7 protein-coding genes and 1 pseudogene are annotated in these 13,791 nt (G+C 65.4%); 4 read left to right on the top strand and 4 right to left on the bottom strand.

What is annotated here, in order from left to right; all coding sequences use genetic code 11:
- Positions 1-32: 32 nt before the first annotated feature.
- Positions 33-1,391, bottom strand: a complete 1,359-nt coding sequence (locus ABID58_RS09615) for an MBOAT family O-acyltransferase (protein WP_354032442.1) — start codon at positions 1,389-1,391, stop codon at positions 33-35.
- A gap of 353 nt (positions 1,392-1,744) precedes the next feature.
- On the opposite strand from ABID58_RS09615, the gene glpK reads away from it, so the two are divergent.
- The 3 genes and pseudogenes from glpK to ABID58_RS09600 all read left to right on the top strand — a co-directional run bounded on the left by glpK (position 1,745) and on the right by ABID58_RS09600 (position 6,526).
- Complete coding sequence (glpK, locus tag ABID58_RS09610; RefSeq protein ID WP_354032441.1) at positions 1,745-3,247, top strand: glycerol kinase GlpK; 1,503 nt, start codon at positions 1,745-1,747, stop codon at positions 3,245-3,247.
- Positions 3,248-3,288: 41 nt separating this feature from the next.
- Positions 3,289-5,736: a penicillin acylase family protein gene (locus tag ABID58_RS09605; protein WP_354032440.1), complete on the top strand. Its 2,448-nt coding sequence runs from the start codon at positions 3,289-3,291 to the stop codon at positions 5,734-5,736.
- Positions 5,737-5,934: 198 nt separating this feature from the next.
- Positions 5,935-6,526 (top strand): annotated as a pseudogene (locus ABID58_RS09600) (GNAT family N-acetyltransferase).
- A gap of 129 nt (positions 6,527-6,655) precedes the next feature.
- On the opposite strand, the gene ABID58_RS09595 reads toward ABID58_RS09600, so the two are convergent.
- Complete coding sequence (locus tag ABID58_RS09595; protein WP_354032439.1) at positions 6,656-7,603, bottom strand: threonine/serine dehydratase; 948 nt, start codon at positions 7,601-7,603, stop codon at positions 6,656-6,658.
- Positions 7,604-7,759: 156 nt separating this feature from the next.
- On the opposite strand from ABID58_RS09595, the gene ABID58_RS09590 reads away from it, so the two are divergent.
- On the top strand, positions 7,760-8,389 hold the full coding sequence (locus ABID58_RS09590; RefSeq protein ID WP_354032438.1) for a glutathione S-transferase family protein: 630 nt from the start codon (positions 7,760-7,762) through the stop codon (positions 8,387-8,389).
- A gap of 144 nt (positions 8,390-8,533) precedes the next feature.
- Here ABID58_RS09590 and ABID58_RS09585 read toward each other — a convergent pair whose 3' ends face one another.
- Both ABID58_RS09585 and metH read right to left on the bottom strand, forming a co-directional pair.
- Positions 8,534-9,541, bottom strand: a complete 1,008-nt coding sequence (locus ABID58_RS09585; protein WP_148755304.1) for a DUF3592 domain-containing protein — start codon at positions 9,539-9,541, stop codon at positions 8,534-8,536.
- A 396-nt stretch (positions 9,542-9,937) separates the two neighbouring features.
- Positions 9,938-13,789 carry a methionine synthase gene (metH, locus tag ABID58_RS09580; RefSeq protein WP_354032437.1) on the bottom strand — a complete coding sequence of 1,284 codons (3,852 nt, stop codon included), beginning with the start codon at positions 13,787-13,789 and terminating at the stop codon, positions 9,938-9,940.
- Positions 13,790-13,791 lie beyond the last annotated feature (2 nt).

The raw sequence follows: 13,791 nt of genomic DNA, 5'->3' as shown, positions 1-13,791 counted from the left end.
CAGCCATGAAAGTCTCGGTGACTGCGGCATGGTCAGAACTGGAAATAGATGAAGGCGGCGTCCGGCCCGGCCTCGAGCCAGGCCATCGCCGCCAGCGCGCCATAGAGGTACGGCTCCCATCGCCGCAGCTTGCCCTCCAGGAGCGCACCGATGCCAAGGTGCTGGATCAGGACGGGGAGGGCGTAGAGCAGCGCCATGTTGCGGAACAGCTTTGTCGGATTGGGATTGTCAGTCGGCGCGAACATCCCTGCGAGATAGCCGAGCGCGTGATCGAAGTTCGGCAGCTTGAAGAAGATCCAGAGCATCGTCACGGAGAAAAACACCACGCCCATGCGGGCGACCCGCACCACAGGCCCGGCTTCGCCGAGAAATCTCAGGAACGGCCGCTCGACGACCAGCAGCAGGCCGTGCAGCATGCCCCACAGCGCGTAGCTCAGGCTCGCGCCATGCCAGAGCCCGCCGAGCGTCATCACGATCATCAGATTGAGGCAGGTCCGGGCCGGCCCCTTCCTGTTGCCGCCGAGCGGGATGTAGAGATAGGTCCTGAGCCAGGTCGACAGCGAGATGTGCCAGCGAGTCCAGAACTCGGAGAACGAGACCGCGATGTAGGGCAGGTCAAAGTTGACGGGCAGGCGATAGCCGAACAGCAGCGCCAGGCCAAGCGCAATCGCCGAATAGCCGAAGAAATCGGCATAGATCTGGTAGCTGTACAGGAACACGAGCAGCCAGCGGTCCGGCGTCGACACGGTCTCGTAGAGCGGATAGTCCATGTAGGACGTCATCTCGTTGAGATTGTTCGCGACGTAGAGCTTGAAGAAGAAGCCGGTCAGGACCCATTTTGCGGCCGCGACGACATCGACCTCAGCGAGCCGTTTGGGCGCGATCTGCGGCATGAACTGCCCCGCGCGGGTGATCGGCCCGGACACGAGCTGCGGGAAAAAGATGATGTAGAGGAACACGTCGCGCAGTGGCGGCGGCTGCTTCTCGCGCGTCAGGTCGACCAGCAGGCTGATATTGTGGAACACGAAGAACGAGATGCCGATCGGCAGCGGCAATCGCAGCAGCACATCCAGCGGTGCGACGCCGGTCGGGTGAACCGCGGCTAAGTCGATGAACAGCAGCTTGTATTTGAAGAACGCCAGCAGCGCGAGATTGAACACGATGCCGGCCGGCATCCAGAGCGCGCGGTTGTCGAACGCCAGCACCAGGCAGAGATAGGTTCCGAGCACGGCAAGCAGCAATAGCGGCAGCAGTTCCGGCTGGCCGGAGCCATAGAACACCAGGCTTGCGAGCACCAGCAGCTGGACCTGGAAGCGGCGCAACGGCGGCAAATAATAGGCGCCGAACACCACCGCAACGAAGATGCCGAACTGAAACGAAGTGAATGTCATGCCGCCCCGGATTGCCGGTCCGGGGATGTAGCATCTTCGCTCCCGCCATCCTAGTCTCCGGGCCAGCGGCTTGCTCGCGGCCCATCCTTCGAGACGCCCGCTTTGGCGGGCTCCTCAGGATGAGGTCTCGTTTCAAAACCTTGATCCAAACCCTACGCTCTAAGACCCTCATGGTGAGGAGCGCCGCCTTACGGCGCGTCTCGAACCACGAGGCCAAGCAGGTTCACAGTCCTCAAGCGCCACATGCGGCGGCCTTGACCTTCCTGCCCTAATCCGCTCCTTTTGGCGCGACACAATGATCCCCCTCAGGGGAACGCCAAGACTACGCCAAGAGAACGCCAGGGTAAGCTTCCATGTCTTTCGTCCTCGCCATCGACCAGGGCACAACCTCCTCGCGTGCGATCGTGTTTCGCAGCGACATCTCGATTGCTGCGCGTGCGCAAGCCGAGTTTCCGCAGCATTTTCCGGCTTCGGGCTGGGTCGAGCACGAGCCGGAGGACATCTGGACCTCGACCGTGACGGTCTGCCGCGACGCAATCGAGAAGGCGGGCATCACGGCGAAGGACATCGCCGCGATCGGCATCACCAACCAGCGCGAGACCACCGTGGTGTGGGATCGCGCCACGGGACAAGCCGTGCACCGCGCCATCGTCTGGCAGGACCGCCGCACCGCCGACATCTGCGCGAAGCTCAAGCACGAAGGCCGCGAGCCGCTGATCTCGCAAAAGACCGGCCTGATCATCGATCCCTATTTCTCCGGCACCAAGGTCGCCTGGATCCTGGACCACGTCCCCGGCGCACGGGCGCGCGCCGCCCGCGGCGAGCTGATGTTCGGCACCGTCGATTGCTACCTGCTGTGGCGCCTCACCGGCGGCAAGGTCCACGCCACCGATGCCACCAATGCCTCGCGCACGCTGCTGTTCAACATCCACACCGGACAGTGGGACGACGAGCTGCTCGAGATCATCGGCGTGCCACGCTCGATGCTGCCCGAGGTGAAGGATTCCTCCGCCCATTTCGGCGAGAGCACGCCGGATTTGTTCGGCGGCGCGATCGCGATCTCCGGCATCGCCGGCGACCAGCAGGCCGCGACCATCGGGCAAGCCTGCTTTCGTCCGGGAATGATGAAGTCGACCTACGGCACCGGTTGTTTTGCCCTGCTCAACACCGGCACCACGCCTGTCGTCTCGAAGAACAAGCTGCTCACCACCATCGCCTACCAGCTCGGCGGCAAACGCACCTACGCGCTCGAAGGCTCGATCTTCGTCGCAGGCTCGGCCGTGCAATGGCTGCGCGACGGTCTCGGCATCATCAAGCACGCCGCCGAAACCGGACCTCTTGCCGATCAGTCAGACTCCATGCAGAGCGTCTATCTCGTGCCGGCCTTCGTCGGCATGGGCGCGCCCTACTGGAATCCGCGCGTGCGCGGCGCGCTGTTCGGCCTCACCCGCAACACCGGCCCGGCCGAGCTTGCACATGCCGCGCTCGAAAGCGTCTGCTACCAGACGTTCGATCTCTGGGCCGCGATGCGCGCGGACTGGCCGAGCTCGGAAATCGCGAGCGTCGTGCTCCGCGTCGATGGCGGCATGACCGCGTCGGACTGGACCATGCAACGTCTCGCCGATCTCCTGGACGCCCCGGTCGATCGCCCCGTGATCCAGGAGACCACCGCGCTCGGTGCAGCCTATCTCGCCGGTCTCCAGGCCGGCGTCTATCCCGAGCCGACGAAATTCGCCGACAATTGGCGCCTCGAGCACCGCTTCAAGCCGAACATGAGCCAGGCCACGCGCGATCGAAAGCTCGCCGGCTGGGCCCGCGCGGTGAAGGGCGTGCTGGCGAGCGACGAGGGGGAATAGCGGGCGCGTTGCGCCCCAATCAACAACAACGGGAGAAGACAATGAACACGGATTTCAACCGGGTCATCCAAAAGCTCTGCGCTGCGGCGATCTCCGCTGCGCTGCTCACTTCGACCGCCATCGCGCGCGAAAAACCGAACCCGCTCGGCAGCGCGCGCCAGGTCAAGGCTGATGTCGCCGGTCTCAACGCCCCCGCCCGGATCCTGGTCGACGTCTGGGGCATTCCGCACATCTACGCCGGCAACGAGCACGATTTGTTCTTCCTGCAAGGTTTCAACGCCGCGCGCGACCGGCTCTGGCAGATCGATCTTTGGCGCAAGCGCGGGCTCGGCCTGCTCGCCAGGGATTTCGGCCAGGTCTATACCGAGCAGGACAAGGCGCTGCGGCTGTTTCTCTATCGCGGCGACATGAATGCGGAGTGGGCGGCCTACGGCCCCAAGGCAAAGACCTATGCGGACGCCTTCGTTGCCGGCGTCAACGCCTATGTCGCCGACGTGCGCGCGGGAAAACGACCGCTGCCGATCGAGTTCAGGATCGCCGGCACCATGCCGGATTTTTGGGTCGCCGATGACGTCGTCCGCATCCGCAGCCACGGCCTGACCCGCAACGTCGCCTCCGAAGTGAAGCGCTCGCTGGTCGCGTGCGCCGCCGGCCTCGATGCCGATCGGTTTCGCGTCAAGCTCGAACCGGCCTGGACCACGAAAATCCCCGATGGGCTCGACCCCTGCAGCGTGCCGAAGGCCGTGCTCGCGGCCTACGATCTCGCGACCCGCCCGGTGGCCTTTGCCGCGCCAAAGGACCAGAAGGCCGCGCTCGCGCACGATCCCGACAAATACCTCACTCAAGCCGATCAGCAGCGCGACACCATCGGCTCCAACAACTGGGTGATCGCGGCTTCGCGCACCGCGACGGGCCGTCCGATCCTCGCCAACGATCCGCATCGCGAGCACAGCGTGCCCTCGCTCCGCTACATCGTCGGGCTCAATGCGCCCGGCATCTCCGTGATCGGCGCCGGCGAGCCGGCGCTGCCCGGCATCTCGATCGGCCACAATGGCACCATCGCCTTCGGCCTCACCATCTTCAACGTCGACCAGGAAGACCTCTACGTCTACGAGCTCAATCCGCAAAATCCCAACCAGTATCGCTACGGCAATGGCTGGGAGGACATGCGCATCGTCCACGAGAAGCAGCAGGTCAAGGGCGAGGCCGATCGCGATCTCGAGCTGAAGTTCACCCGCCACGGCCCCGTGATCTTCGTCGACGACGCCAACAAGCGCGCCTTCGCCGTGCGCTCGATCTGGTTCGAGCCCGGCACCTCGGCTTACTTCGGCTCGTCGGACTACATGACCGCGAAAGACTGGAATGGTTTTCTCGGCGCCATGCGGCGCTGGGGCGCGCCGTCGGAGAACCAGGTCTATGCCGACACCAAGGGCAATATCGGCTGGGTCGCCGCCGGCAAGACGCCGCGCCGCCTCAACTTCGACGGCCTCATGCCGGTGCCCGGCGATGGCCGTTATGAATGGCAGGGATTCTTGTCGCTCGACGAGCTGCCGAAATCGTATCAGCCCAAGCAGGGCTTTTTCGCCACGGCGAACCACATGAACCTGCCGCCCGATTATCCCGTCAACGAGCGCAGGGTCGGCTTCGAATGGTCCGACAGCGCGCGCTGGCAGCGCATCACCGACGTGCTCGCGGCCAACAGCAAGGTGACGCTCGCCGACGCCATGGATCTGCAGAACGACGACACCGCCATGCTGGGACGCCGGCTGGTCAAGCTGCTGCAGCCGTTGTCGTCTGATGATGTCAACGTGAAGCAGGGTCTCGATCTGCTCAAGCCGTGGGACGCGCGCGATTCCGCCGACAGCGCCGCGGCGGCCGTGTTCGAGGTTTGGATCGCCAATCATCTCGGCCCCAGGCTGCTGAAAACCACGGCGCCCAAGGCGGCGGACCTGATCGCGCCTGAGGCCTCCAGCATTCCGGCGCTCGTCGCCGCGCTGGAATCGCCGGATGCGTCGTTCGGCGTCGATCCCGCAGCTGCGCGCGACCAGATCTTGCGCGACAGCCTGGGTGCGGCGGTGGCCGATGTCGCCGGCAAGCTCGGTCCTGATCCCTCCACCTGGCGCTGGGGCCGGCTCCATGTCGCAAAGTTCGATCACGCGCTGATGCCGCTCGCCGACAAGGCGACCGCGGCGCAATTGTCGGTCGGCCCGCTCGCCTATGGCGGCGCCGCCAACGTGCCGCGCGCCGCCACCTATCGCCGCTCCGACTATCAGCTCTTGGCAGGCGCCTCGTTCCGCATGGTGCTCGACGTCGGCAATTGGGATGCGAGCCGCACCATCAACACGCCCGGCCAGTCCGGCGATCCCTTCAGCGGCCACTACCGCGACCTCGCCCCGCTCTGGGCCAACGGCCAGTATGTCCCGCTGCTCTACAGCCTCTCCGCAGTCGAAGCCGCGACCGCGGAAGCGATCACGCTGACGCCAAGGTGAGCGAGGCTCAGAAGGACGCGGCTGCAAACACCTCTGTCGTCCCGGCGAAGGCCGGGACCTATACTCCGCAGCAGATGTTGTGCATGGGACTCGTTGTTACAGCGTCGCAAGACAATCTACATTCGTGGTTATGGGTCCCGGCCTCCGCCGGGACGACGTAGAATATGTGGCTCGCGCTCGGCTTCACAGGAAACCGCCATGCCCCTCCCCGACGGCTATTCCGACATCCCCGCCGGCAAGATCGCCGCCGTCGTCACCCATCTGGAGATGACCGCACGCCCCGCTGCCCGCGACGATCCGCCCGGCGCATGGACCTTGCGCAAGGCCGATGCGCCTCCGCTTCATTGGTACCGCGATCTCCACCGTCGCGTCGGCGAGGAATGGCTGTGGCTCTCGCGGCTGCGCATGAACGACGCACAGCTCGCCGCGATCATCCAAGCGCCGGGCATCGAAATCTACGCGCTCGTCGTGGACGGTCGCGACGAGGGCCTGCTCGAGCTGGATTTCCGCGACCCCGGCCAGTGCGAGCTGGTCTATTTCGGCGTCACAGCAGGCCTGATCGGCACCGGCGCCGCCCGCTTCCTGATGAACCGCGCACTGGAGCGCGTGGTCTGGCGATGTGCGTCGCGTCTGGGTGCACACCTGCACCTTCGATCATCCGTCGGCAGTCGCGTTCTATCAGCGCTCAGGCTTCATCCCGTTCCGCCGCCAGATCGAGGTGGCGGATGATCCGCGGCTCGACTGCACGGTGCCGCGCGATGCGGCGAAGCACGTTCCGATCATCGAGTAGCGAGTGTGGGGCGCGGCTCCTTCCGTCATTGCGAGCGCAGCGAAGCAATCCAGTTTTGTCTCCGCGGAACGATTCTGGATTGCTTCGCTGCGCTCGCAATGACGAGGCGTGAGCGTCGCCGTTCCTCCGCTAATTGTCGAAGTTCACCGCCGTCGTGTTGGCGCCGCAGACAAGTACCGCGATACGTTCGCCTACCGACGGCCGATAACGGCCGGAGAGCAATGCGGCAAACGCCGCCGCGCCGCCCGGCTCGGCGACCAGACGCAGGCGCGACCACAGCGCGGCCTGGGCCTGCCGGATCGAATCGTCGCTGACCAGGACGACCTGCTCGACATGGGCGCGTGCGATCGGGAACATCAATTCGCCGACGCGCCGTGGCGCGAGGCTGTCGGCGGCGAGGCCGCTGGCCGGCGCGTCGACCGGGGCTCCTGCCGCGAAAGCGGCGTGAAGGGTCGGTGAGAGCTCCGGCTCGACGGCAACGATGCGGGTCCGGCCGGCGGTCCACGCCGCGATGCCGCCGATCAGCCCGCCGCCGCCGACCGCCACCAGCAGCGTGTCGATGCCGGGCGCGTCCTGCTCCAGCTCCAGTCCGACACTGCCCTGGCCGAGCAGGGTTTCGATCTGATCGTAGGCATGGACGGCCATGGCGCCGGTCCGTTCGACATTCGCTTCGCTGGCCGCAAGCGCATCGGCGTAGCGGTTGCCCGCGATCACGAGCTCGGCGCCATAACCCCTGATCCGCTCAGCCTTGGCGGGCGAGGTGATGTCGGGAACGAAAATCGTGGCAGGAATTTTGAGCCGCTGCGCCGCATAGGCGACGGCCGCGCCGTGATTGCCGCCGGATGCGGCGACGACACCGGCTTGCGGCACCTGCCGCAGCAGCAGATTGGCAAACGCACCCCGCGCCTTGAACGATCCGGAATGCTGCAGCAGCTCGAGCTTGAAAATGACGGGCGCGGCCGGCAGTCCGAAATCGGCGAGGTCGGCGGCGAGCAGCGGCGTGCGCCGGATGTGCGGGCGAATGACGGCCTCGGTTGCCGCGATCCGCTCCCGGGTGATGTCTGATGTCACTGTCATGATGGCGTCCTTCATAGCGCATCCGGGAGGCGCTGTCGCGAGCGCCGTTGCGTCAGGCGCAATGCTCCATGTCCAGGATTGTCCTTGCGCTGCTGCGATCTCATCGTGGAAACTGATCGGCCCCGCCTCATCTACCGCCAGAGAAGAGCGAGAACCATGTTCCTGATCGGCCAATATGATTCCCCCTTCGTCCGCCGCGTCGCGATTGCGCTGCGGCTCTACGGCCTTAGCTTCGAGCACAAGCCATGGTCGACCTTCGGCGATGCCGACAGAATAGCGCCGTACAATCCGTTGCGCCGCGTGCCGACCCTGGTGCTCGATGACGGCGAAGCGCTGATCGAGAGCACGATCATTCTGGACTATCTCGACGAGCTCGTCGGGCCCGAGAAGGCGATGCTGCCGCGAAGCGGCGTCGAGCGGCGCCGGCATCTGCGGATTTGCGCGCTCGCGACCGGCCTCGGCGACAAGGCGGTCAGCCTGCTCTACGAACGCGTGCTGCGGAAGGAGCAGCTCGCGCTATGGGTCGAGCGCTGCCAGGCGCAGATCGGCGACGTGCTCGGCGTGCTGGAAGCCGAGCGCGCCAAGGTGACGACGCCGTACTGGCTGGGTGGCCGCATCGGCCATGCCGACATCGCAGTCGCCTGCGTCACACGCTTCACCCGCGAGGCGCATCCGCAACTGTTCGACACGGCGCGCTATCCGGCGTTGAGCGCACATGCCGATCGCTGCGAGGCGCTGGCGCCGTTCCAGGAGATATTGCAGCCGCTGGCGCCGCCGAAGGGGTGAGGGGCCCCGTCATTCCGGGGCGCGCCGCTTGGCGCGAGCCCGGAATCCATTCATCGGCGACACTTGCTGCACAATGGATTCTCAGATGCGCAATTGCGCATCATAGCTCGCGCTCCGCGCGCCCCGGAATGACACCAAGGCCCGTTACGCGAATCCCACCTTGATCAAAATGGTCAGAAAGGAGCCGCCGACGATCGCACAGACCGCGGCGCCGATCAGCGGCCCCAGCGCGCCTTCCCGGCTCGCAGGCTCCAGCACGGCCTGTCCCGGCTGGTCCGGATCGTAATAAACTTTGACATTCTGCCCGGGATGATATCGCGCCGCGGCCTTTTCCGCGACCTCGCGAAACCCGGAGATCATGGTGCCGCCCCAATCGACTTCGGTGCCGATGAAGTCGCGCTTGCCGACCCTGTAGGCGTAGCGCAGGGCGACCTGATAGCGATGTCGGAGCTCGGTGGTCGTCGGCTTATCGTCGTGATCGGTCTTCTCCTCGATGATCTCCTCGATCACGTCGCAACGGGTGATCCTGCCAGCTGTGGTCGGCCAGCGCAGGCTGGCGCTTGCGAGCCGGCGGGTCCTGACATATTCGGCGACGAGGAACACGCCGCCCACGAGCACGATGATCGGCAGCGCGAACGCGAACAGCGGAACGCCCTTGTCGGCGTAGAGCACGCGACCTGCCAGTGAATGCGCGGTCAGGGTCGCGGCAATGAAGCCGAGCACGATCGCGAACGCCACCAGCGCCGCGACGTTCTGCGCTTCGGCGGGCTCCAGCAGGGTCTCGGTCGGTTGCTTCGGATCGACGTAGACATCGACATGCGCGCCGACCGGATATCGTCCGGCCAGTTTTGCGGCGAGCACCCTTGTGGTGATGGTGGGCCCGCCGACAAAGATCTTGTCGCTTTCCAGCTCCTGGCCGCCGGCCTGATAGCGATAGCGGATGATGGGCCTGGCATCGTTCCGATCGTCCGAGGCGTGCGTCGCCGGCTGATCGACCCGGGAGACCGTGATGATGCCCTCGACCTTGTCCCAGCCCCGCGCGGCCTGCAACAGCCGCCACGTGCGGACCAGGCTGAACAGCATCAGTCCAAACAGCAGCACTGAGACGGCGGCGGCAATCTGCGTCCACATCAAGTGTTGGGCATCCAGCATTTGATTTCCTTGGCTCCCCGACGGCGACCGCCATTGGTCGCGGCGAGCGCGTGTTGCGTTCACCGCGCTGTGGGGGAAACGCCGTGAAAGTGCGCAGCTGTGTGAAATGTGAGTTGGAAGGGCGGCGCTCCTCGCCCGCACTCCGTCATTGCGAGCGCAGCGAAGCAATCCAGTCTGTCCCCGCGGCAAGATTCTGGATTGCTTCGCCGCGCTCGCAATGACGAGATCGGGGGGGAGAGCTTCTGCCGTTCAGCAAGCGAGATTGGCGATCCTGCCTTGATACAGGTGTTTTGCCCGACGGAGCAAGCGATTTCGGCAAGACCGAAAATCTCTCAAGCCCTTTCAACCCCATCCCTACTGTGCATGGGGTTGTTTTCGCCTTCTGAGTGCCGGGGCCTATCCAGCGCCCGCGCGCTTCTTCTGCCAGACCAGATGCATGGCACAGGTGCAGCCGGGCGGATGCGAGGCGAGGTCCTTTGACATCTCATCATTCGCGGGCGTCGCGGCAAAGGCCTTGTCGGCGTCCTCGCGCGGCGGGATGTAGTTGAGCACCGGCGCCAGCCAGCGCTCGGTCTCCGCGACGCTCATGCCCTTGCGTGCGGCATAGTCCTCGACTTGGTCGCGCTCGATCTTGCCGACGCCGAAATAATAGCTCTCGGGGTTCGCGAAATAGAGCCCGGACACGGACGAGCCCGGCCACATCGCAAAGCTCTCGGTCAGCTTCACGCCGGCGGTGGCTTCCGCATCGAGCAGCTCGAACAGCGTCGCCTTCTCGGTGTGATCGGGCTGCGCCGGATAGCCGGGCGCGGGGCGGATGCCCTGATATTTTTCCAGGATCAGATCGTCGGTCGAGAGCGCCTCGTCCGGCGCATAGGCCCAGAACTCGCGGCGCACGCGGGCATGCATGCGCTCGGCAAAAGCCTCGGCCAGGCGGTCCGCCAACGCCTTGCACAGGATCGAGGAGTAGTCGTCATTGGCCATCTTGAAGCGGTCGGCGACCGCATCCTCGCCGATGCCGGCGGTGACCACGAAGCCGCCGACATAGTCGGGCACGCCCGCGGGCGCGATGAAGTCGGACAGCGCCGCGTTGAAGCGGCCCTCGCGCTTCTCGAGCTGCTGGCGCAGCGTGTGCAGCGTCGCGATGCTCCTGGTGCGGCTGTCATCGGCATAGAGCACGATGTCGTCGCCTTGCGCGTTCGCCGGCCAGAAGCCAACGGTCGCGCGGGCGCGGAACCATTTTTCCTTGACGATGAGGTCGAGCATCTTGCGCGCATCGTCATAGAGCGAGCGCGCGACTTCGCCGACCTTGGCGTCGTCGAGAATCGCGGGGAAGCGGCCGGCGAGCTCCCAGGTCTGGAAGAACGGCGTCCAGTCGATATAGGGCACGAGCTCGGCCAGGTCGTAGTCGTCGAAGCTCCTGGTGCCGAGGAAGGTCGGCTTCACCGGCTTGTTCGCGGCGAAGTCGACCGGCACGCGGTTCTTGCGGGCCACGTCCAGCTTCAGCCGCTTCTTGTCGGCCTGCGCGCGGAAATGCGCGTCCGAGATCTTTGCGTATTCGGCGCGCACCTCGGCGGCATAGGCCTCGCGCCTCTCAGGCGAGAGCAGCGAGGACGCAACGCCAACCGCGCGGCTGGCGTCGTTGACATGGACGACCGGACCGGCGCGATAGCTCGGGTCGATCTTCACTGCGGTGTGCACGCGGCTCGTGGTCGCGCCGCCGATCAGCAGCGGCAGCTTCAATCCTTCGCGCTGCAATTCGCCGGCGAAGAACGCCATCTCGTCGAGCGAAGGCGTGATCAGGCCGGACAGGCCGACGATGTCGGCCTTCTCCGCCTTCACCGTCTCGACGATCTTGGCCGCCGGCACCATCACGCCGAGGTCGATGACCTCGTAATTGTTGCACTGGAGCACGATGCCGACGATGTTCTTGCCGATGTCGTGCACGTCGCCCTTCACGGTCGCGAGCACGATCTTGCCGGCCGAGCTCGAGCCTTCGGTGCCGATGCCGTTGGCGAGGTTGCGCGCCTTCTCCTCCTCCATGAACGGCATCAGCCAGGCGACCGCCTGCTTCATCACGCGCGCCGACTTCACGACTTGCGGCAGGAACATCTTGCCGTCGCCGAAGAGGTCGCCGACCACGTTCATGCCGGCCATCAGCGGGCCCTCGATCACGTCGAGCGGCCGCTTGGAGGCCTTGCGGGCTTCCTCGGTGTCCTGCTCGATGAACTCGGTGATGCCGTGCACCAGCGAATGCGACAGCCGCTTCTCCACCGGCCATTCGCGCCAGGCGAGATCGGCTTCCTTGCTCTCCGTCTTCTTGCCGCGGAATTTTTCCGCGAGCGCCAGCAGGCGCTCGGATGCGCCCGCGTCGCGATTGAGGACGACGTCCTCGCAGGTCTGGCGCAGCTCGGGATCGATGTCGTCATAGACGATCATCTGTCCGGCATTGACGATGCCCATGTCCATGCCGGCCTTGATGGCGTGATACAGGAACACCGAGTGCATCGCCTCGCGCACCGGCTCGTTGCCGCGGAACGAGAACGACAAATTGGAGACGCCGCCCGAGATGTGCGCGCCCGGCAGGTTCTTGCGGATCCAGCGCGTCGCCTCGATGAAGTCGACGCCGTAATTGTTGTGCTCCTCGATGCCGGTCGCGATCGCAAAAATATTCGGATCGAAGATGATGTCTTCCGGCGCGAAGCCGACGCGGTTGACCAGGATGTCGTAGGCACGCTTGCAGATCTCGGTCTTGCGCGCGAACGTGTCGGCCTGGCCGACCTCGTCGAACGCCATCACCACGACGGCCGCGCCGTGGCGGCGGGCGATCCTGGCTTCGTGGATGAACTTGTCCTCGCCTTCCTTCATCGAGATCGAATTGACGACCGGCTTGCCCTGCACGCATTTCAGGCCGGCCTCGATCACCGAGAATTTCGAGGAGTCGACCATCACGGGAACGCGGGCGATGTCGGGCTCGGCGGCGACGAGGTTGAGGAACGTCACCATCGCGGCTTCCGAATCCAGCAGCCCTTCGTCCATGTTGACGTCGATGATCTGCGCGCCGTTCTCGACCTGGTCGCGCGCGACCTGAAGTGCCGCGGTGTAGTCGCCGGCGGTGACGAGCTTGCGGAAGCGCGCCGAGCCGGTGACGTTGGTGCGCTCGCCGATGTTCACGAAGGGAATCGCATCCGTCAGCACGAACGGCTCGAGGCCGGAGAGCCGCAAGCGCGGTTCGATCTCCGGCACGATGCGCGGCTTGTGCGGGGCGACCGCCGCGGCGATCGCCGCGATATGGTCCGGCGTGGTGCCGCAGCAGCCGCCGACGATGTTGACGAGGCCGGACGCAGCGAACTCGCCGACCAGGCGGGCCATATACTCCGGCGTCTCGTCATACTGGCCGAACTCGTTGGGCAGGCCGGCATTGGGATAAGCGCAGACCAGCGTATCGGCGACGCGGCCGATATCGGCGATATGCGCGCGGAGGTCTTCGGCGCCGAGCGCGCAGTTGAAACCGATGGTGACGGGCTTGGCGTGCCGCACCGAATTCCAGAATGCTTCCGGCAACTGGCCCGAGAGCAGGCGGCCGGATTTGTCGGTGATGGTGCCCGACACCATCACCGGCATGTCGATCCCGAGCTGTTCGGTGATCTCGGCGATCGCATAGAGCGCGGCCTTGGCGTTCAGCGTATCAAAAATGGTCTCGACCAGCAGCAGATCGACGCCGCCATCGATCAGGCCGCTGATCTGCTCGCCATAGGATTTGCGCAGATCATCGAAGGTGACGGCGCGGTAGCCGGGATTGGCGACGTCAGGCGAGATCGAGGCGGTGCGGTTGGTCGGGCCGATGGCACCCGCGACGAAGCGCGGCTTGCCGTCTTCGGCGGCGACACGCTTGGCGGCGTTGCCGGCGAGGCGGGCGCCTTCGCGCGCCATCTCGTAGACGATGTCGGTGAGGTCGTAATCGGCCTGCGCGATCGAGGTGGTCGAGAAGGTGTTGGTCGCAACAATGTCGGCGCCGGCGCGCAAGTAGGCGGCGTGGATGTCCTCGATTGCCTGCGGCTGGGTCAGGATCAGGAGATCGTTGTTGCCGCGCAGGTCGCGATGGAAGGCCTTGAAGCGCTCGCCGCGAAACGCGGCCTCGTCGAACTGGAGGTTCTGGATCATCGTGCCCATGGCGCCGTCGAGCACGAGGATACGCTCGCGCGCGGCATTGATGAGGGCGGTTCGCTTGGGCGAGGTGGATACGGTCATGG

The sequence above is a fragment of the Bradyrhizobium sp. S3.2.6 genome (assembly GCF_040546885.1).
Classification (GTDB): Bacteria; Pseudomonadota; Alphaproteobacteria; order Rhizobiales; family Xanthobacteraceae; genus Bradyrhizobium; species Bradyrhizobium cytisi.
Note: the sequence above shows the minus strand (reverse complement) of the source record. Positions and strands in the feature narration are given on the sequence as shown.

What these genes read in the sequence shown, in the direction of transcription:
- ABID58_RS09585 (WP_148755304.1), bottom strand. Translation starts at nt 9,541, where the DNA reads ATGCTGGATGCCCAACACTTGATGTGGACGCAGATTGCCGCCGCCGTC.
- ABID58_RS09615 (WP_354032442.1), bottom strand. Translation starts at nt 1,391, where the DNA reads ATGACATTCACTTCGTTTCAGTTCGGCATCTTCGTTGCGGTGGTGTTC.
- ABID58_RS09595 (WP_354032439.1), bottom strand. Translation starts at nt 7,603, where the DNA reads ATGACAGTGACATCAGACATCACCCGGGAGCGGATCGCGGCAACCGAG.
- glpK (WP_354032441.1), top strand. Translation starts at nt 1,745, where the DNA reads ATGTCTTTCGTCCTCGCCATCGACCAGGGCACAACCTCCTCGCGTGCG.
- metH (WP_354032437.1), bottom strand. Translation starts at nt 13,789, where the DNA reads ATGACCGTATCCACCTCGCCCAAGCGAACCGCCCTCATCAATGCCGCG.
- ABID58_RS09605 (WP_354032440.1), top strand. Translation starts at nt 3,289, where the DNA reads ATGAACACGGATTTCAACCGGGTCATCCAAAAGCTCTGCGCTGCGGCG.
- ABID58_RS09590 (WP_354032438.1), top strand. Translation starts at nt 7,760, where the DNA reads ATGTTCCTGATCGGCCAATATGATTCCCCCTTCGTCCGCCGCGTCGCG.